16 protein-coding genes are annotated in these 19,388 nt (G+C 70.2%); 14 read left to right on the plus strand and 2 right to left on the minus strand.

The genetic code is table 11. The features are described 5' to 3' along the window. The first annotated feature begins 35 nt into the window (after positions 1-35). From PE066_RS20790 to PE066_RS20820, 7 genes are all read left to right on the plus strand, one after another. Positions 36-635 (plus strand): isochorismatase family protein, encoded by a 600-nt coding sequence (locus tag PE066_RS20790; protein WP_271234417.1) that lies wholly within the window; start codon positions 36-38, stop codon positions 633-635. A gap of 79 nt (positions 636-714) precedes the next feature. Then, positions 715-2,607 carry a propionate--CoA ligase gene (locus PE066_RS20795; protein ID WP_271234418.1) on the plus strand — a complete coding sequence of 631 codons (1,893 nt, stop codon included), beginning with the start codon at positions 715-717 and terminating at the stop codon, positions 2,605-2,607. Positions 2,608-2,776: 169 nt separating this feature from the next. Further along, positions 2,777-5,647 carry a 2-oxoglutarate dehydrogenase E1 component gene (locus tag PE066_RS20800; RefSeq protein ID WP_271234419.1) on the plus strand — a complete coding sequence of 957 codons (2,871 nt, stop codon included), beginning with the start codon at positions 2,777-2,779 and terminating at the stop codon, positions 5,645-5,647. A gap of 116 nt (positions 5,648-5,763) precedes the next feature. Further along, positions 5,764-7,032: a 2-oxoglutarate dehydrogenase complex dihydrolipoyllysine-residue succinyltransferase gene (odhB, locus tag PE066_RS20805; protein ID WP_271234420.1), complete on the plus strand. Its 1,269-nt coding sequence runs from the start codon at positions 5,764-5,766 to the stop codon at positions 7,030-7,032. A 71-nt stretch (positions 7,033-7,103) separates the two neighbouring features. Beyond that, positions 7,104-8,537 (plus strand): dihydrolipoyl dehydrogenase, encoded by a 1,434-nt coding sequence (gene lpdA / locus PE066_RS20810; RefSeq protein ID WP_271234421.1) that lies wholly within the window; start codon positions 7,104-7,106, stop codon positions 8,535-8,537. 17 nt (positions 8,538-8,554) lie between these two features. Next, the gene (gene zapE / locus PE066_RS20815; protein WP_271234422.1) at positions 8,555-9,652 is read left to right on the plus strand and encodes a cell division protein ZapE; all 1,098 of its coding nucleotides are present in this window, start codon (positions 8,555-8,557) and stop codon (positions 9,650-9,652) included. Beyond that, on the plus strand, positions 9,649-10,242 hold the full coding sequence (locus tag PE066_RS20820) for a hypothetical protein (protein ID WP_271234423.1): 594 nt from the start codon (positions 9,649-9,651) through the stop codon (positions 10,240-10,242). Before zapE ends, PE066_RS20820 begins: the two co-directional genes overlap by 4 nt. A gap of 33 nt (positions 10,243-10,275) precedes the next feature. Here PE066_RS20820 and PE066_RS20825 read toward each other — a convergent pair whose 3' ends face one another. Continuing rightward, a complete protein-coding gene (locus tag PE066_RS20825) occupies positions 10,276-11,037 on the minus strand; it encodes a PP2C family protein-serine/threonine phosphatase (protein WP_271234424.1) in 762 nt (253 codons plus the stop codon). Positions 11,038-11,145: 108 nt separating this feature from the next. Between PE066_RS20825 and PE066_RS20830 the strand changes: the two genes are divergently transcribed. Together PE066_RS20830 and PE066_RS20835 are read left to right on the plus strand one after the other, a co-directional pair. Beyond that, a complete protein-coding gene (locus tag PE066_RS20830) occupies positions 11,146-11,349 on the plus strand; it encodes a YdcH family protein (RefSeq protein ID WP_271234425.1) in 204 nt (67 codons plus the stop codon). Then, complete coding sequence (locus tag PE066_RS20835) at positions 11,349-13,406, plus strand: ATP-dependent DNA helicase (RefSeq protein WP_271234426.1); 2,058 nt, start codon at positions 11,349-11,351, stop codon at positions 13,404-13,406. Before PE066_RS20830 ends, PE066_RS20835 begins: the two co-directional genes overlap by 1 nt. 51 nt (positions 13,407-13,457) lie before the next feature. Here the strand turns inward: PE066_RS20835 and PE066_RS20840 are convergent, their stop codons facing one another. Beyond that, the gene (locus PE066_RS20840) at positions 13,458-14,255 is read right to left on the minus strand and encodes an outer membrane protein assembly factor BamD (RefSeq protein WP_271234427.1); all 798 of its coding nucleotides are present in this window, start codon (positions 14,253-14,255) and stop codon (positions 13,458-13,460) included. Between the two features lie 15 nt (positions 14,256-14,270). Between PE066_RS20840 and PE066_RS20845 the strand changes: the two genes are divergently transcribed. The 5 genes from PE066_RS20845 to rlmN all read left to right on the plus strand — a co-directional run bounded on the left by PE066_RS20845 (position 14,271) and on the right by rlmN (position 19,387). After that, positions 14,271-15,344, plus strand: coding sequence for an RluA family pseudouridine synthase (locus PE066_RS20845; protein WP_440480551.1), 1,074 nt, complete (start codon positions 14,271-14,273; stop codon positions 15,342-15,344). Between the two features lie 103 nt (positions 15,345-15,447). After that, the gene (scpB, locus tag PE066_RS20850) at positions 15,448-16,185 is read left to right on the plus strand and encodes an SMC-Scp complex subunit ScpB (RefSeq protein ID WP_271234428.1); all 738 of its coding nucleotides are present in this window, start codon (positions 15,448-15,450) and stop codon (positions 16,183-16,185) included. Further along, on the plus strand, positions 16,172-17,647 hold the full coding sequence (locus PE066_RS20855) for a pseudouridine synthase (protein WP_271234429.1): 1,476 nt from the start codon (positions 16,172-16,174) through the stop codon (positions 17,645-17,647). Before scpB ends, PE066_RS20855 begins: the two co-directional genes overlap by 14 nt. Before the next feature lie 125 nt (positions 17,648-17,772). Beyond that, positions 17,773-18,198, plus strand: coding sequence for a nucleoside-diphosphate kinase (ndk, locus tag PE066_RS20860; RefSeq protein WP_271234430.1), 426 nt, complete (start codon positions 17,773-17,775; stop codon positions 18,196-18,198). A 19-nt stretch (positions 18,199-18,217) separates the two neighbouring features. Next, positions 18,218-19,387 carry a 23S rRNA (adenine(2503)-C(2))-methyltransferase RlmN gene (gene rlmN / locus PE066_RS20865; RefSeq protein ID WP_271234431.1) on the plus strand — a complete coding sequence of 390 codons (1,170 nt, stop codon included), beginning with the start codon at positions 18,218-18,220 and terminating at the stop codon, positions 19,385-19,387. The last annotated feature ends 1 nt before the right edge of the window (position 19,388 follow it).

Genomic DNA, 19,388 nt, shown 5'->3' on the forward strand with positions numbered 1-19,388 from the left:
GGATAATCGGCGGCCCCTCCCGACCGATCGCTCGCATGCTGCTGGACGCCGAAGATTCCCAACTGGTGCTGGTCGACTACCAGCAACGCCTGATGCCGGCGATCCACGACGGCGCCGCCGTGATCGCCAATGCCCTGCGCCTGGCCCAGGCCGCGCAGTTGCTGGACGTGCCCAGCTGGGGCACCGAGGAGAACCCCGCCGGCCTGGGTCCGCTCGATGCCTCGTTGACGCCCCTGCTGGGCAAGGTGCTGCCCAAGATGGCGTTCAGCGCCGCCCAGGATCTGGCGCCGCGGTTGCGGCCGCCGGCCCGCGGGCCCCAGGGCAACGCCCGCAGCCTGCCCAGGCACCTGCAGAAGCAAGCCGCGCCCGAACCCGGACGCAACAGCATCGTGCTGGCCGGCTGCGAAGCCCACGTGTGCCTGCTGCAGACCGCGCTCGAGCTGCTGGAAGACGAGTTCGAGGTCTGGGTGGTCACCGACGCCTGCAGCTCGCGCACCGAGCGCAACCGCGACGCCGCCTTCGACCGGCTGGCGGGCGCCGGCTGCGAACTGGTCACCACGGAGATGGTCGTCTTCGAGTGGCTGCGAAGCGCGGAGCACCCGCGCTTCCGCCAGGCCTTGGCCCTCGTCAAGTAGGGGTCCGGCGGCGCGGCGTCAGCCTCGGGCAAGGCCGGGGGCCACAATACCCCGGCACAGCAGCCGAGAGGAGACGCCCATGGGCTACGCCGAGTTCTACCGCCGCTCCGTCGAGCAACCCGAGGAATTCTGGGCCGAGCAGGCCCGGTTGATCGACTGGCACGAGCCGCCGCGGCAGATCCTCGACGACAGCCGGGCGCCGTTCACGCGCTGGTTCGTCGGCGGCACCACCAACCTGTGCCACAACGCGGTCGACCGGCACCTGCAGGAGCGTCCCAACCAGCCGGCGCTGATCCACGTCTCCACCGAGACGGGCACCGAACGGGTCTACAACTTCGGCGAACTGCATGCCGAAGTCCAGCGTGCCGCCGCCATGCTGCAGTCGCTCGGCGTGGCCAAGGGCGACCGGGTGCTGATCTACATGCCCATGATTCCGGAAGCGGTATTCGCCATGCTGGCCTGTGCCCGCATCGGTGCCATCCACTCGGTGGTGTTCGGTGGTTTCGCCTCGGTGTCGCTGGCCACCCGCATCGAGGATGCCGCGCCGCGCGTGATCGTCAGCGCCGACGCCGGCTCGCGGGCCGGCAAGGTCATCGCCTACAAGCCGCTGCTGGACGAGGCGATCCGCCTGTCCTCGCACAAGCCCGATGCCGTGCTGCTGGCCGACCGCGGGCTGGCGCCGATGGAGCGGGTCGCCGGCCGCGACCACGATTGGGCCGCGCTGCGCGAGCGGCACCTGGACGCCCAGGTGCCCTGCGAATGGCTCCAATCCACCGACATCAGCTACACCATCTACACCAGCGGGACGACCGGCAACCCCAAGGGCGTGCAGCGCGATGTCGGCGGCTATGCCGTGGCACTGGCGGCCAGCATGCGGCACATCTTCATGGGCCGCCCCGGCGAGACCTATTTCTCCACCAGCGACATCGGCTGGGTGGTCGGCCACAGCTACATCGTCTATGGCCCGCTGATCGCCGGCATGGCGACCATCCTGTACGACGGCCTGCCGATCCGGCCCGACGCCGGCATCTGGTGGAGCCTGGTCGAGAAGTACAAGGTCACGGCCATGTTCAGCGCGCCGACCGCGGTGCGGGTGCTCAAGAAGCAGGACCCGGCTTACCTGAAGAAGTACGACCTCTCCAGCCTGCGCGCGCTGTTCCTGGCCGGCGAGCCGCTGGACGAGCCGACCGCCCGCTGGATTTCCGACGCGCTCGGCATCCCCGTCATCGACAACTACTGGCAGACCGAGAGCGGCTGGCCCATCCTGACCGTCGCCAACGGCGTCGAGGCCAAGCCCAGCAAGCTCGGCAGCCCGGGTGTGCCGATGTACGGCTACAAGGTGAAGATCCTGCACGAGTCCACCGGCGAGGAACTCACCGCTGCCGGCCAGAAGGGCGTGGTGGTGATCGAGGGGCCGACGCCGCCGGGTTTCATGCAGACGGTGTGGCGCGACGACGAGCGCTTCGTGCGCACCTACTGGCAGACCATCCCCGGCAAGCAGGTCTACAGCACCTTCGACTGGGGCATCCGCGACGAGGACGGCTACTACTACATCCTGGGCCGCACCGACGACGTGATCAACGTGGCCGGCCACCGGCTGGGCACGCGCGAGATCGAGGAAAGCATCTCCAGCCACCCGGGCGTGGCCGAGGTGGCGGTGGTCGGCGTCGCCGATCCGGTCAAGGGCCAGGTGGCGATGGCCTTCGCCGTGCCGCGCGACGCGGCGGCGCTGGCCGAGCCGCAGGCGGCGCTGAAGCTCGAAGGCGACATCCTGAAGCTGGTCGACCAGCAGCTCGGCGCCGTGGCGCGCCCGGCGCGGGTGCGCTTCGTCGGGCTGCTGCCCAAGACGCGCAGCGGCAAGCTGCTTCGCCGCGCCATCCAGGCCGTCTGCGAAGACCGCGACCCCGGCGACCTGACCACCATCGAGGACCCGTCGGCCCTGCAGCAGGTGAAGGACCTGATGGGCCGCTGACATCCGACTGCGCACGACGCGGGGCGAGCCGCCTCATGGCACAATCCCCCGTGCAACAGTCCACGGCCCTTCCAGCCCACAGTTCGCATCCGCCAACCGGTCCAGCCGTGTCGCGGAAGGTTTCTTCAACCAACTGAAGCTCCCTGAAGGGGGGCAGAAAGTCAGCGAGATGAGCGATCCCAGCTCCGTCTACACGGCCTATCGCGGCAACTCCTATCTGTTCGGCGGCAACGCGCCCTACGTGGAGGAGATGTACGAGAACTACCTGGCCAACCCGGGCAGCGTTCCCGACAACTGGCGCGAATACTTCGACGCGATGCAGCACGTGCCGGCGGCCGACGGCAGCGAAGCGCGCGACGTCCCGCACCTGCCCGTCATCAACGCCTTCGCCCAGCGCGCCAAGCAGGGCGGCACCAAGGTGGTGGTGGCCGGCGGCGCCGATCCCGAACTGGCCCGCAAGCGCACCGCGGTGCAGCAGCTGATCGCCGCCTACCGCAACGTGGGCAGCCGCTGGGCCGACCTCGACCCGCTCAAGCGGACCGAGCGCGAGAACATCCCCGAGCTGGAGCCGTCCTTCTACGGCTTCACGGCCGCCGACCAGGAAGTGGTGTTCAACACCAGCAACACCTTCTTCGGCAAGGAAAGCATGTCGCTGCGCGAGCTGATCAACGCGCTGCGCGAGACCTACTGCGGCTCCATCGGTGCCGAGTACATGTACATCAGCGACCAGGGCCGCAAGCGCTGGTGGCAGCAGAAGCTCGAATCGATCCGCACCAACCCGAACTTCGGGCCGGAGAAGAAGAAGCACATCCTCGACCGGCTGACCGCGGCCGAGGGCCTGGAGCGCTTCCTGCACACCAAGTACGTGGGCCAGAAGCGCTTCTCGCTGGAAGGCGGCGAGAGCTTCATCGCCTCGATGGACGAGCTGATCCAGCGCGCCGGCGAGAAGGGCGTGCAGGAGATCGTGATCGGCATGGCCCACCGCGGCCGCCTGAACGTGCTCGTCAACACGCTCGGCAAGATGCCGGCCGACCTGTTCGCCGAGTTCGAGCACACCGCCAAGGAAGACCTGCCGGCCGGTGACGTCAAGTACCACCAGGGCTTTTCCTCCGACGTCAGCACGCCCGGCGGCCCGGTCCACCTGTCGCTGGCCTTCAACCCCTCGCACCTGGAGATCGTCAACCCGGTGGTCGAGGGCTCGGTGCGCGCCCGCATGGACCGCCGCGCCGACCCCAGGGGCAAGCAGGTGCTGCCGGTGCTGGTGCACGGCGACGCCGCCATCGCCGGCCAGGGCGTGGTGCAGGAGACGCTGGCGCTGGCCGAGACCCGTGGTTACTTCACCGGCGGCACGGTCCACATCGTCATCAACAACCAGATCGGCTTCACCACCTCCGACCCGCGCGACACCCGCTCCACGCTGTACTGCACCGACGTGGTCAAGATGATCGAGGCGCCGGTGCTGCACGTGAACGGCGACGACCCCGAAGCGGTGGTGCTGGCCACCCAGCTGGCGCTGGAGTACCGCATGGAGTTCGGCACCGACGTGGTGCTGGACATCGTCTGCTTCCGCAAGCTGGGCCACAACGAGCAGGACACGCCCTCGCTCACCCAGCCGCTGATGTACAAGAAGATCGCGGCCCACCCCGGCACGCGCAAGCTGTACGCCGACAAGCTGGCAGCCCAGGGCCTGGGCGACACGCTGGGCGACGACATGGTCAAGGCCTACCGCGCCGCCATGGATGCCGGCAAGCACACGGTCGATCCGGTGCTGACCAACTTCAAGAGCAAGTACGCGGTCGACTGGACCCCGTACCTCGGCAAGAAGTGGACCGACGCCGCCGACACGGCGATCCCCACGGCCGAATGGAAGCGCCTGGCCGAGCGCATCACCACCGTGCCGGACAACTTCACCGTGCACCCGCTGGTGCGCAAGGTGCTCGAGGACCGCGCCGCCATGGGCCGCGGCGAGGTCAACGTCGACTGGGGCATGGGCGAGCACATGGCGTTCGCCTCGCTGGTGGCCAGCGGCTACCCGGTGCGCCTGTCGGGTGAGGACTGCGGCCGCGGCACCTTCACCCACCGGCACGCGGTGCTGCACGACCAGAACCGCGAGAAGTGGGACACCGGCACCTACGTGCCGCTGCAGAACGTGGCCGAGAACCAGGCTCCGTTCGTGGTGATCGACTCGATCCTGTCGGAAGAGGCAGTGCTGGGCTTCGAGTACGGCTACGCCTCGAACGACCCGAACACGCTGGTGATCTGGGAGGCCCAGTTCGGCGACTTCGCCAACGGCGCGCAGGTCGTGATCGATCAGTTCATCGCCTCCGGCGAAGTGAAGTGGGGCCGCGTCAACGGCATCACGCTGATGCTGCCGCACGGCTACGAAGGGCAGGGCCCGGAGCACAGCTCGGCGCGCCTGGAGCGCTTCATGCAGCTGTCGGCCGACACCAACATGCAGGTCTGCCAGCCCACCACGGCCAGCCAGATCTTCCACCTGCTGCGCCGCCAGATGGTGCGCCCGCTGCGCAAGCCGCTGGTGATCATGACGCCCAAGTCGCTGCTGCGGAACAAGGACGCCACCTCGCCGCTGTCCGAGTTCACCCGGGGCGGCTTCCAGACCGTGATCCCCGAGCACAAGGAGCTCAAGGCCGACAAGGTCAAGCGGGTGGTCATCTGCTCGGGCAAGGTCTACTACGACCTGGCCAAGAAGCGCGAGGAGAAGGGCGCCGACGACGTCGCGATCCTGCGCGTGGAGCAGCTCTACCCGTTCCCGCACAAGGCCTTCGCCGCGGAACTGCGCAAGTACCCCAACGCCACCGACCTCGTGTGGTGCCAGGACGAGCCGCAGAACCAGGGCGCCTGGTTCTTCATCCAGCACAACATCCACGAGAACATGCAGGAAGGCCAGAAGCTCGGCTACGCCGGCCGTGCCGCCTCGGCCTCGCCCGCGGTGGGCTACGCCCACCTGCACCAGGAGCAGCAGAAGGCCCTGGTGGAGGCCGCGTTCGCGAAGCTCAAGGGATTTGTCCTCACCAAGTGACCCGTGACTGGCCGCTGCGCGGCGGCGATGACGAATGACGCAAGGGTCGATGGTCATCGGGCGCGCGGCGCGCAGTCATGCGTCATGCATGCAAGAAACACAAGGAACGAACTCAAATGGCAATCGTTGAAGTCAAGGTGCCGCAGCTGTCCGAATCGGTGGCCGAGGCCACCTTGCTGCAGTGGAAGAAGAAGCCCGGCGAGGCTGTCGCCCAGGACGAGATCCTGATCGAGATCGAGACCGACAAGGTGGTGCTCGAGGTGCCGGCGCCCAGCGCCGGCGTGCTGGCCGAGATCGTGGTGGCCGATGGCGGCACGGTGGTGGCGGAGCAGGTGATCGCCAAGATCGACACCGAAGCCCGCGCCGGTGCGCCGGCTCCCGCCGCGGCTGCGGCTGCGCCCGCGCCCGCTGCTGCGCAACCCGCCGCAGCCCCGGCGGCGGCCGGCGGCGCCAAGTCCGACATCGCCATGCCGGCTGCCGCCAAGCTGATGGCCGACAACCAGCTGGCGGCCGGCTCCGTGGCCGGCACCGGCCGCGATGGCCGCGTGACCAAGGGTGACGTGCTGTCCGCGGTGGCCGGGGGCACCGCCAAGGCCGCCGTGGCGCCGCTGGTGCCGGCCGCGCGGCCGGCTGCCCCGGCCCTGCCGCAAGTCGCCGCGCCGGCCGGTCCGGCCGACCTGGGCGACCGCCCCGAGCAGCGCGTGCCCATGAGCCGCCTGCGCGCGCGCGTGGCCGAGCGGCTGCTGCAGTCGCAGGCCACCAACGCGATCCTGACCACCTTCAACGAGGTCAACATGGCCCCGGTGATGGAGATGCGCAAGAAGTTCCAGGAGAAGTTCGAGAAGGAGCACGGCGTCAAGCTCGGCTTCATGAGCTTCTTCGTCAAGGCCGCGGTCCATGCGCTGAAGAAGTACCCGGTGATCAACGCCAGCGTGGACGGCACCGACATCGTCTACCACGGCTACTTCGACATCGGCATCGCGGTGGGTTCGCCGCGCGGGCTGGTGGTCCCGATCCTGCGCAACGCCGACCAGATGTCGTTCGCCGACATCGAGAAGAAGATCGCCGAGTTCGGCGCCAAGGCGCGCGACGGCAAGCTGGGGCTGGAGGAGCTCACCGGCGGCACGTTCTCGATCTCCAACGGCGGCGTGTTCGGCTCGATGCTCTCGACCCCGATCATCAACCCGCCGCAGTCGGCCATCCTGGGCGTGCACGCCACCAAGGACCGCGCCGTGGTGGAGAACGGCCAGATCGTGATCCGGCCGATGAACTACCTGGCCATGAGCTACGACCACCGCATCATCGACGGCCGCGAGGCCGTGCTGGGGCTGGTGGCCATGAAGGAAGCGCTGGAGGATCCGGCGCGCCTGCTGTTCGACATTTAAGCAACCGGAAACGAGGCCCCTTTCGGGGCCTCGTACTTTGAGGCGGGCTGCGCCCGAAAGAGACTTTTCCCATGGCCAACAAGCAATTCGACGTCGTCGTCATCGGCGGCGGGCCCGGCGGCTACATCGCCGCCATCCGCGCGGCGCAGCTCGGTTTCAGCACCGCCTGCGTAGACGAGTGGAAGAACAAGGACGGCAAGCCCGCCCCCGGGGGCACCTGCACCAACATCGGCTGCATCCCGTCCAAGGCGCTGCTGCAGTCCTCGGAAAACTACGAGCACGCGGGCAAGCACTTCGCCGACCACGGCATCGCCGTCAGCGGGCTGTCGATCGACATCGAGAAGATGATCGCCCGCAAGGACGCGGTCGTGAAGCAGAACAACGACGGCATCCTGTACCTGTTCAAGAAGAACAAGGTCAGCTTCTTCCACGGACGCGGCTCCTTCGCCAAGGGCGGCGCCGACGGCTACGAGATCAAGGTCTCGGGCACGTCCGAGGAGACCCTGACCGGCAAGGACGTGATCGTCGCCACCGGCTCCAACCCGCGCGCGCTGCCCGGGGTGAACTTCGATGAAACCAACATCCTGTCCAACGACGGCGCGCTGCGCATCCCGGCCGTGCCGAAGAAGCTGGCCCTGATCGGCTCCGGCGTGATCGGACTTGAGATGGGTTCGGTGTGGCGCCGCGTCGGTGCCGAAGTCACCGTGCTGGAAGCGCTGCCCACCTTCCTGGGCGCGGTCGACGAGCAGATCGCCAAGGAGGCGCGCAAGGCCTTCGACAAGCAGGGCCTGAAGATCGAGCTGGGCGTCCAGGTCGGCGAGGTGAAGAACCGCGGCGACAAGGGCGTCTCCGTGGCCTACACCGACGCCAAGGGCGAGGCCCGCAAGCTGGACGTGGACAAGGTGATCGTCTCGATCGGCCGGGTGCCGAACACGATCGGCCTGAACCCCGAAGCCGTGGGGCTGAAGCTGGACGAGCGCGGCGCCATCGTGGTCGACGACCAGTGCCGCACCAACCTGCCCAACGTCTGGGCGGTGGGCGACGTGGTGCGCGGCCCGATGCTGGCGCACAAGGCGGAGGAAGAGGGCGTGGCGGTGGCCGAGCGCATCGCCGGCCAGCACGGGCACGTGAACTTCAACACCATCCCCTGGGTGATCTACACCAGCCCGGAGATCGCCTGGGTCGGCCGCACCGAGCAGCAGCTCAAGGCCGACGGCGTGGCGTACAAGGCCGGCACGTTCCCCTTCATGGCCAACGGCCGTGCGCGGGCGCTGGGCGACACCACCGGCATGGTCAAGGTCCTCGCCGATGCCCAGACCGATGAGATTTTGGGCGTGCACATCGTCGGCCCGATGGCCAGCGAGCTGATCTCCGAGGCGGTGGTGGCGATGGAGTTCCGCGCCTCCAGCGAGGACATCGCGCGCATCTGCCATGCCCACCCGTCCCTGTCGGAGGCGACCAAGGAAGCGGCGCTGGCGGTGGACAAGCGGACGCTGAACTTCTGAGCGGCCCGCCACCGGTGATGAGTGTCCGCGAGGCCTACGAGCGGGAGTTGCAGGCGCGCGGCTACCAGAGCGACCCGGCCCAGTTGCGCGCGGTCCAAGCGCTGGACCGCTGCGCGCGCGAGTGGGCGCAGTTCAAGGAGCAGCGCTCCAACGTCTTCAAGAAGCTGATCAACCGGCCCGAGGTGCCGCGCGGCGTCTACATGTACGGCGGGGTGGGGCGCGGCAAGAGCTTCCTGATGGACTGCTTCTACAACGCCGTGCCGCTCAAGCGCAAGACGCGGCTGCACTTCCACGAGTTCATGCGCGAGGTGCATCGCGAGCTGGCCGAGCTGCAGGGCACGGTCAACCCGCTCGATGAGCTGGGCGAGCGCATCGCCAGGCGCTTCCGGCTGATCTGCTTCGACGAGTTCCACGTCGCCGACATCACCGACGCCATGATCCTGCACCGGCTGCTGCAGGCCCTGTTCGACAACGGCGTCGGCTTCGTCACGACCTCCAACTTCCGACCCGACGACCTGTACCCCAACGGCTTGCACCGCGACCGCATCCTGCCGGCGATCGCCTTGCTCAACCAGAAGCTGGAGGTGATCAACGTCGACAACGGCACCGATTACCGGCGCCGCACGATGGAGCACATCCGCCTCTATCACACGCCGCTGGGTCCCGGCGCCGACGCCGAGATGGGCCGGGCCTTCGACGAACTGGCCGAGGTGCACGACGAGGATGCGGTGCTGCAGATCGAGCAGCGCCAGATCCGCGCCCGGCGCAAGGCCGGCGGCGTGGTCTGGTTCGACTTCCGCACGCTGTGCGGCGGGCCGCGCTCGCAGAACGACTACCTGGAGATCGCCAGCCAGTTCCACACCGTGCTGCTGTCCGACGTGCCGTTCATGCCGGTCAACCTGGCGTCGGAAGCACGCCGATTCACCTGGCTGGTGGATGTGCTCTACGATCGGCGCGTGAAACTGATCCTGTCCGCCGCCGTGCCGCCCGAACAGCTGTACACCGAAGGGCCGCTGGCGCACGAGTTCCCGCGCACCGTCTCGCGCCTGAACGAGATGCAGTCGGCCGAGTACCTGGCGCAGGAGCGCCGCACGGTGGACACCCGCCTGACATGAACAAGTCCTGCCTGCTGCTGGCCCTCTGGGCCGTGCTGCCGGCCGCCGCCCAGACGCCGGCGGACGAAGCGGCCGAGCGGGCGCGCATCGCCACCGAGCGCAGCCGCATCGAGGGCGATTTCGAACGCGACCAGCGCGCCTGCTACGGCAAGTTCGCGGTCAACGACTGCCTGGCCGAGGCCCGCTCCAGGCGGCGCGATGCGCTAGCTCCGCTGCGGGCCCAGGAGATCACCCTCGAGGATGCCGAGCGCAAGCGCCGGGCCGCCGAGCGCATGAAGGATCTCGACGAGCGCCGCGATGCGCAGGCGCGCCAGCGCGAGGAAGACCGTGCCCGCGCGCAGCAGGACGAGCGCGATCGCCAGCAACGCGCTGCCGCCAAGGCCGGGGATGCGCAGCGCAACCGCGAGCAGGCCCAGGGGCGCGCCGAACGCGCGGCCCAGCCGCGCGACGCCCGGACCGAGCCCGACACGCAGCAGAACGCACAGCGCCACCGCGAGCGGGTGACGGAAGCGCAGGAGCGCAAGGCCAGGATGCTGGAGCGCGCCGCGCGGGAAGGGAAGCCGGCCAAGCCGCTGCCGGTTCCGCCCTGAGCGTGCAGCGGCGCGCGCCGCGCGGGAGGGGCCTCAGCCCTCCAGCGGCTCGAGCTTGACGATCACCAGCGACAGGTTGTCGCCGGCGCCGCGCCCGCGCGAGCGCGCCTTCTCGATCAGGAACTCGCTCGCCTCGCGCGGCGACAGCGAGGACAGCACCGAGCTCAGCTCGTCGGGGCTGAAGTAGTGCCAGACGCCGTCGCTGCAGGCCATCAGCACGTCACCCGGGCGAAGCTGGGGCACGAAGTGCAGCGTGGCCGGAGGATCCTCCTCCGCGCCCAGGCAGCCCATCAGGATGTTGGACTGCGGATGGACGTTGGCCTCTTCCTCGGTCAGCTGCCCGGCGTCGACCAGCGTCTGCACATACGAGTGGTCGAGCGTGCGCTTGACCAGCTTGCTGCCATGGAAGTGGTAGATGCGCGAGTCGCCTGCATGCACCCAGTGGCAGTCGCCCGCCGGGTTGATCAGGTAGGCGGCGATGGTGCTGTGCGGCTCCTGCTCGGCGGCAATGGCGGTGAGCTTGATCACCAGGTGCGCTTCCTGCACCACCTGCTTGAGCAGGCCGCCGGCCTCGTCGTGGTCCGGCGAGTAGCGCTCGAACAGCTGCTTGGCCGTCAGCATCACCTGGTCGGACGCCTTGCGCCCGCCGCTGCGGCCGCCCATGCCGTCGGCCACCACCGCCAGCACGCAGCCGCTGACCCGCGGGTGCGCGATCAGCGCGACCTGGTCCTGCTGGTATTCGCGGTCACCCTTGTGGATGCCGGTGGCGGCGGTGAGTCGATAGCCTTTAGCCATGCTGCTGGAGGAAGTGCGCCGGCCCGGCGCTCTCGCTTGTTGCCCTCGGAAGACGTATTATCGTCCGACACCCGCCGAGCTCCCGGCGCGTCCTCGCCAACAACTCCCGTGGAATCCAACCTGCACTCGCCCGAGCGGCGCCTGATCGAGCTGCGGATGGAGCACGCCGACCTGGATGCGCTGATCGACCGCGCCGGGCAGCAGAACCCGATCGACGAACTGGCGCTGCGCCGCCTGAAGAAGCGCCGCCTCGCTTTGCGCGACCAGATCGTGCAGTTGGAACTGGCGCTCGATCCCAAAGAACCCGCCTGATGACGTTGACCGAAGCCGTGGGGCTGGCCTTTGCCGCCGATGGCGCCTTGCCCCGCGCGGTGCCGGCCTTCCGGGCCCGGCCGGCCCAGACCGAGATGGCGCTGGCCGTGGCAGCCGCCATCGAACAGGGCGGCGCGCTGGTGGTCGAGGCCGGCACCGGCGTTGGCAAGACCTTCTCCTACCTCGTGCCGGCGCTGCTGTCGGGCGAGCGGGTGCTGCTGTCCACCGCCACCAAGACCCTGCAGGACCAGCTGTTCGGCCGCGACCTGCCGCGCCTGGTGGAAGCGCTGGGGCTGCCGGTGCGCACCGCGCTGCTCAAGGGCCGGGGCAGCTACCTGTGCCTGCACCGGATGGAGCTGGCGCGCCAGGACCCCGGCGCCGCCGATCGCAGCGCCATGGCCGCCCTGGCCCGGGTCGAGCAGTGGGCGCAGGCCACCCGCACCGGCGACCTGGCCGAGCTGCCCGGCCTGGACGAGCGTTCGCCCGTCATCCCGCTGGTGACCTCGACGCGCGAGAACTGCCTGGGCTCCGCCTGCCCGCGCTTTCGCGAGTGCCACGTCAACCACGCGCGGCGCGAGGCGCTCGCGGCCGACGTGGTGGTGGTCAACCACCACCTGTTCTTTGCCGACCTGGCGGTGCGCGAGTCGGGCATGGCCGAGCTGTTGCCGACGGTGCGCGTGGCCGTGTTCGACGAGGCGCACCAGCTCAATGAAACCGGCGTGCAGTTCCTCGGCCGCCAGCTCGGCACCGGGCAGTTGCTGGACTTCACGCGCGACCTGCTGGCGGCCGGGCTGCAGCTGGCGCGCGGCCTGCAGGACTGGCAGCAGGTGGCCGGGGCGCTGGAGCGCGCCACGCGCGAGCTGCGGATGGTGGTCGGGCGCGCCTCGGCCTCGAGCCGGCTGCGCTGGGCCGGCGCGGCGCCCGAAGGCGTGCCGGCGGCCGACTGGCAGGCGGCGCTGGCCGACGTGCAGTCGGCCTGCGAAGATGCGATCGATGCGCTCGCGACCGTCAGCGAGATCGCGCCCGACTTCATCCGGTTGCAGGAGCGCGCCGCCGCCCTGGCTGAACGGGCGGCGCGCTTCCTGTCCGAGGCCGAGCCCGGCTCGGTGCGCTGGCTCGACGTGGGCTTGCAGTTGCGGCTGGTGGAGTCGCCGCTGGACATCGCCGAAGCCGTGCGCGGCAAGCTGCTCAAGGCCGAACCGGCCGCCGACACGGCCACCGAGCCGGCCGACGAGTGGGGCGAAGCGCAGGACGCCGCGCCGCCGCGCCGCGCCTGGATCTTCACCTCGGCGACGCTGGGCGACGACGAGCGCCTGAGCTGGTTCACCGAGCCCTGCGGCCTGCAGGACGCGCGGGTGCTGCGGGTGGGCAGCCCGTTCGACTACCCGTCGCAGGCGGCGCTGTACCTGCCGCGCGACCTGCCCCGGCCGGCCGACCCGGGCCACGCCGGCGCCGTCGCGCAGCTGGCCGCCGGCGCCGCGCAGCGGCTGGGCGGCCGCACCATGGTGCTGACCACCACGCTGCGGGCCCTGCGCGCCGTCGGCGAGGACCTGCAGCAGCGCTTTCGGGATTCGAGCGAGGTCGAGGTGCTGGTCCAGGGCCAGTGGCCCAAGCGCCGCCTGATCGAGCGCTTCCGGGAAGGCTCGCAGCAGGGCGGACCCGGCTGCCTGCTGGTCGCGTCGGCCTCGTTCTGGGAAGGCGTGGATGTGCCGGGCGATGCGCTGGAGCTGGTCGTGATCGACAAGCTGCCGTTCCCGCCGCCGGGCGACCCGCTGGTGGAAGCGCGCTCGCAGCGCCTGGAAGGGCAGGGCCGCAACGCCTTCAAGGACTACTTCGTGCCCGAAGCCGCCGTGGCCCTCAAGCAGGGCGCCGGCCGCCTGATCCGGCGCGAAACCGACCGCGGCATCCTGGTCGTGTGCGACACCCGCCTGGCCGGCATGCCGTACGGGCGCCGCCTGCTCGCGGCGCTGCCGCCGATGCGGCGGCTGACCACGCAGGACGAATTCGAAGCGGCGCTCGACGACCTGTCCGCCGTCCGGGCCCTTGCATCGGCCTAGAAACGACGAGGCCCGCCGAAGCGGGCCTGTTGTCGTCGTGGCGCCGGCAGCTCACCAGAACTTCCACCAGGGTTCGGCTGCCTTGGCCTTGAAGCCCTTGGTCAGGTAGTCGCTGTCCGGGTAGTTCTTCTCCAGCACGCGGCGGCTGTCGTCGCGCAGCTGGGCCATGCCGAGCGCGTCGTACGAGCGCATCAGGATGAACAGGGCTTCCTCCAGCGCCGGCACTTCGCGGTAATCGGCCAGCGCCGACTGCGCGCGGTTGATGGCGGCCACGTAGGCGCCCCGGGTGTAGTAGTAGCGCGCCACGTGCACTTCGTATTGCGCCAGCGAGTTGACGATGTACGTCATGCGGGCGCGCGCATCGGGCGTGTAGCGCGACTCCGGGAAGCGGGTCACCAGCTCGCGGAACGACTCGAAGGATTCCTTGGCCGCCTTCTGGTCGCGCTCGGACAGGTCCTGCCGCGACAGGAACGAGAACAGGCCCAGGTTGTCGTTGAAGTTGACCAGGCCCTTGAGGTACAGCGCGTAGTCGACGGCGGGGCTGGCCGGGTGCAGCTTCATGAAGCGGTCCAGCGTCGCCATGGCCTGGGCTTGGTCGCCGGCCTTGTAGTGGGCGTAGGCCTTCTCGAGCTGCGCCTGCTGCGCCAGCGGCGTGCCGGCCGCGCGGCCCTCGAGCTTCTCGAACAGCGGCACCGCCTTGTCGTAGGAGCCGGCGTTCATCTCGTCGCGGGCCTCGGCGTAGATCCGGTTCGGGCTCCAGGTCGCCGTCTTGTCCGTCTCGGTCGTGGAGCACCCCGCCAGCAGCAGCATCGATACGGCGGCGGCAAACGATAATTTCGCTCGAAGCATGAAGCGCAGACCTTCTTGAAACAGGGCGTCACGATTATAGAAGCGGCCCCCCCCGACGCCGCGGCGCCGCCCGACGACGAGGCCGACGCCGCCGAGGCGGCGTCCGAGTTGCGCACGTTCGCCGTCGAGCCGGCGCAGCACGGCCTGCGGCTGGACCAGGCACTGGCGGAGCGGGTGCCGGAGTTCTCGCGCAGCTACCTGCAGCAACTGGTGAACGGCGGGGCGGTGGCCCTGAACGGCCGCCGGGCGGCGCGCCCGGCGCACCGGGTCAAGGCCGGCGACCAACTGGCCATCGAGTTGCGCCCGACCCCGCAGAGCCTGGCGTTCCGGCCCGAGCCGATGCCGATCGCGGTGGTGCACGAGGACGAGCACCTGCTGGTGATCGACAAGCCGCCGGGGCTGGTGGTCCACCCGGCGCCGGGGAACTGGAGCGGCACGCTGCTCAATGGCCTGCTGGCGCGGGACCCGCAGGCCGGCCGGCTGCCGCGCGCCGGAATCGTGCACCGGCTGGACAAGGACACCAGCGGGCTGATGGTGGTGGCGCGCACCCGCGCCACCATGGACGCGCTGGTGCGCCTGATCGCCGCGCGCGAGGTCGCGCGCCAGTACCTCGCCATCGGGCTGGGCCGCTGGCAGGGCGCCGCCACGCAGGTGGTGGAGGCGCCGATCGGGCGCGATCCGCGCAACCGCCTGCGCATGGCCGTGGTCGACCCGGCGCGCGATGCGGGCAAGTCGGCCATGACCACCTTCGAGCTGCTGGACAACGGGGCCGCTGCCTGCCTGGTGCGCGCCAGCCTGCACACGGGGCGCACCCACCAGATCCGGGTGCACATGGCGCACCTGGGCCATCGACTGCTGGGGGACGAGCTGTATGGTGCGCCGACCCCGCCGCCGGATGGCGAGGGCAGCCTGGCGCGGCAGGCGCTGCATGCGTTCCGGCTCGCCTTCGTCCACCCGGCCACGGGCCAGCCGCTGGCCTTCGTTTCCCCGCTGCCGGCCGACTTCCGGCATGCGCTGTCGGCCTGGGGGCTGCGTTACAATCCCCCTCCAGCGCTGGCGCCAGCAGCCACGCCTGCCGGGCCTGCCTAGCGGCCCGCCGGACGCCAGCCGCGATGACGCCGCCCCTTCTGACGGGCCCGCACTGACGGGAATGCCGCCGGCGACCCGATCCAGCCAGGAAGTACGCAAGAAGATGAATACCGCCGACGCCAGGCGCGTCCTGGAGACAGCGTTGATCTGCTCGCCGCAGCCGCTGCAGGTGCGTGAGTTGCGCGTGCTGTTCGACGACGAACTCGGCGCCGACACCGTCAAGTCGCTGCTGCAGGACCTGCAGGACGAGTGGGCCCCGCGCGGCGTCGAGTTGGTCTGCGTGGCCAGCGGCTGGCGTTTCCAGAGCCGGCCCGAGATGCGGCCGTACCTCGACCGGCTGCACCCGGAAAAGCCGCCGAAGTACACCCGCGCGGCGCTCGAGACGCTGGCCATCATCGCCTACCGCCAGCCGGTCACGCGCGGCGACATGGAAGACATCCGCGGCGTCACCATCAACAGCCAGATCCTCAAGCAGCTCGAGGACCGCGGCTGGGTCGAGGTGATCGGCCACCGCGAGGCGCCGGGCCGCCCGGCCCTGTACGCCACCACCCGCCAGTTCCTGGACGACCTGGGCCTGGGCTCGCTCGACCAGCTGCCCATGCTGGAGTCGCCCAGCCAGCAGGCCGATGTCTTCGCCGCCCTGGCGCAGGAGGCCGATGCCGTCCAGCCGGCGCTGCAGATGGAGGTCGGCGACGACGGCACCGACGATGGTGACGCGCCGGCCGCTGGCGACGGCGAGGCCGCCGGCGGCGAGCACGCCGCAGCCGCCCCGGCGCCGCACCCCCCCGCCGACGACACCGAAGCGCCGCCGTCCTCCCCGAAGTCGCATGAACTCCACTGACCCTTCCCCTTCCCCCGCCGACGCGGCGCCCGCCGAGAACGAGGAGCAGTCCCTGGCCGCCGCACCCGACGCGCAGCAGGCTCCCGCGGCCGCCGTGTCGGCTGTCGATGCGGCGGGCGCCCGTGGCGACGACGATCACGACGATCGCGACGACGAGGAGCGTGACGATGACGATCGCGACGACGACGAAGACGATCCGGACGAGCAGCCCGGTGCTGCCGCGAAGGGACGGCGCGAGCGCGCCGCCGCCGCGCCCCCGGCCGAGCCCGTGCGCTTCGAGGACGTGGTGTCCGGCCGCTTCGACGAGCAGGAGCAGGCCGCCGACGCCGCGCCGTCCAAGCGCGTGCTGGCGCCGCAGGCCGAGACGCCCAAGCTGCACAAGGTGCTGGCCCAGGCCGGCCTCGGCTCGCGGCTGGAGATGGAGCAGCTGATCATGGAGGGGCGGATCTCGGTCAACAACGAGCCCGCCCACATCGGCCAGCGCATCCAGTTCGGCGACCAGATCAAGGTCAACGGCAAGCCGATCCGGGTGCGCATCGCGCCGCCGGCGGCGCGCGTGATCGCGTACCACAAGCCGGTGGGCGAGGTGGTGACGCACGACGACCCGCAGAACCGGCCCACCGTGTTCCGCAAGCTGCCCCGGCTGCAGCAGGGCAAGTGGCAATCGGTCGGCCGGCTCGACCTGAACACCGAAGGGCTGCTGCTGTTCACCAGTTCGGGCGAACTGGCCAACCGGCTGATGCACCCGCGCTTCGGGCTGGAGCGCGAGTACGCGGTGCGCGTGCTGGGCGCACTGTCGGCCGAGGGCCGGCAGCGCCTGCTGGACGGCATCGAGCTCGATGACGGCCGCGCCCAGTTCGGCTCGATCGAGGACGGCGGCGGCGAAGGCGCCAACAACTGGTACCGCGTGACGATTTCCGAGGGCCGCAACCGCGAGGTGCGGCGCCTGTTCGAGGCGCTGGGCCATGCGGTCAGCCGCCTGATCCGGATCCGCTACGGGGCGATGGTGCTGCCGCGCGGACTCAGGCGCGGGCAGTGGATGGAGCTGGACGAGCGCGACATCCGCGCCCTCACGCAGGCCGCCGGCGGTACCCCGGCGGGCGAGCACGCGCCCGGCGAGGGCGGCGGCAAGTCGCGCAACCGGCGGCGCGGCAATCGCAGCGGCGGCCCGCGGCCCGATGGCACGCGCGGCGCCGGCCAGCCCAATGGCAAGGCGCAGGGGCAGCAGCGCCGCACCAAGGACCGCTCCGGCGGCGGCGGTGGCGGTGGCGGTGGCGGTGGCGGCAGCCAGCCCGATCCGATGAAGACCTCGTTCGGCTACATCGGCGCCGACAGCTTCCTGCGCCAGCGCGGCGGCCGCCAGGGTGGCGGTGGTGGCGGTGGCGGTGGCGGTGCCGGCGGCGGTGGCGGTGGCGGCCAGCGGCGCGGCGGCCCCCGGCGCAACAACCGCGGCGGCCGCTGAGGCGGTCGACGGCCTTCGCCCGGTTTAAAATGCCGGGTTCTTCCGGGCGGCCGCCCGGACTTTGATCAGCGCCGCGCGTTCGAAGCGCGGCTCAGCCCCTTTTCCACATCAACAGGTACGCACCCATGGCGATCGAACGCACCCTTTCCATCATCAAGCCCGACGCGGTGGCCAAGAACGTGATCGGCCAGATCTACGGCCGCTTCGAGGCCGCGGGCCTGAAGATCATCGCCGCCCGGATGGCCCACCTGTCGCGCCGCGAGGCCGAGCAGTTCTACGCCGTGCACAAGGAGCGCCCGTTCTTCAAGGACCTGGTGGACTTCATGGTGTCGGGCCCGGTGATGATCCAGGTGCTGGAAGGCGAGAACGCCATCCTGAAGAACCGCGAGCTGATGGGCGCCACCGACCCGAAGAAGGCCGACAAGGGCACCATCCGCGCCGACTTCGCCGACAGCATCGATGCCAACGCGGTGCACGGCTCCGACGCGGCCGAGACGGCCGCGGTGGAAGTGGCGTTCTTCTTCCCCGGCATGAATATCCATTCCCGCTGAAGCGGGAATCCTCCATGCGATGACGTCCCCTCCCGAGTCCGGTCGCAGGGCCAACCTGCTCGATTACGACCTCGAGGGGCTGGCCGCGTTCTGCGCCTCGCTCGGCGAGAAGCGCTTCCGCGCGACCCAACTGTTCCGCTGGATCCACCAGCGCGGCGCGCGCGACTTCGACCAGATGACCGATCTGGCGAAGTCGCTGCGCGACAAGCTCAAGGCCTGCGCCACGATCGAGGGGCTGGCCGTGGCCAGCCGCCAGGAATCGGCCGACGGCACGATCAAGTGGCTGTTCGACGTCGGCGGCGGCAATGCGGTCGAGGCCGTGTACATCCCGGAGGCCGACCGCGCCACGCTGTGCGTGTCGTCCCAGGCCGGCTGCGCCGTCGGCTGCCGCTTCTGCTCGACCGGCCACCAGGGCTTCTCGCGCAACCTCACCACCGGCGAGATCGTCGCCCAGCTCTGGTACGCCGAGCACCACCTGCGCGAGCAGCTGGGCACGCGCGAGCGGGTGATCTCCAACGTGGTGATGATGGGCATGGGCGAGCCGCTGCAGAACTACTCGGCGCTGGTGCCGGCCCTGCGGGTGATGCTGGACGACCACGGCTACGGCCTGTCGCGCCGCCGGGTGACGGTGTCCACCTCCGGCGTGGTGCCCATGATGGACCGGCTGGCGCAGGACTGCCCGGTGGCGCTGGCGGTCTCGCTGCACGCGCCGGGCGATGCGCTGCGCGACAACCTGGTGCCGTTGAACCGCAAGTACCCGCTGGCCGAGCTGCTGGACGCCTGCAACCGCTACCTGGAACACGCGCCGCGCGACTTCATCACGTTCGAGTACTGCATGCTCGATGGCGTGAACGACCAGCCGGAGCACGCCCGGGAGCTGATCGAGCTGGTGCGGCACCACGCCGGCCGCGGCGTGAACTGCAAGCTGAACCTGATTCCCTTCAACCCCTTCCCGCAATCGGGACTGACGCGCTCGCCCCACAGCCGGGTCGCCGCCTTCGCGGCATTGTTGAGTGATGCTGGTATCGTCACCACCGTGCGCAAGACGAGGGGGGACGACATCGCCGCCGCCTGCGGCCAGCTGGCCGGCGACGTGAAGGACCGGACCCGGGTGGGCGAACGCATCGCCCGCCAGCGCACCGTGATCCTGAAACGGGCGCCGGCCGGTGCCGTGGCCAAGGAGTCTTGAG

This window comes from Ramlibacter tataouinensis, assembly GCF_027941915.1.
Lineage (GTDB): Bacteria > Pseudomonadota > Gammaproteobacteria > Burkholderiales > Burkholderiaceae_C > Ramlibacter > Ramlibacter tataouinensis_C.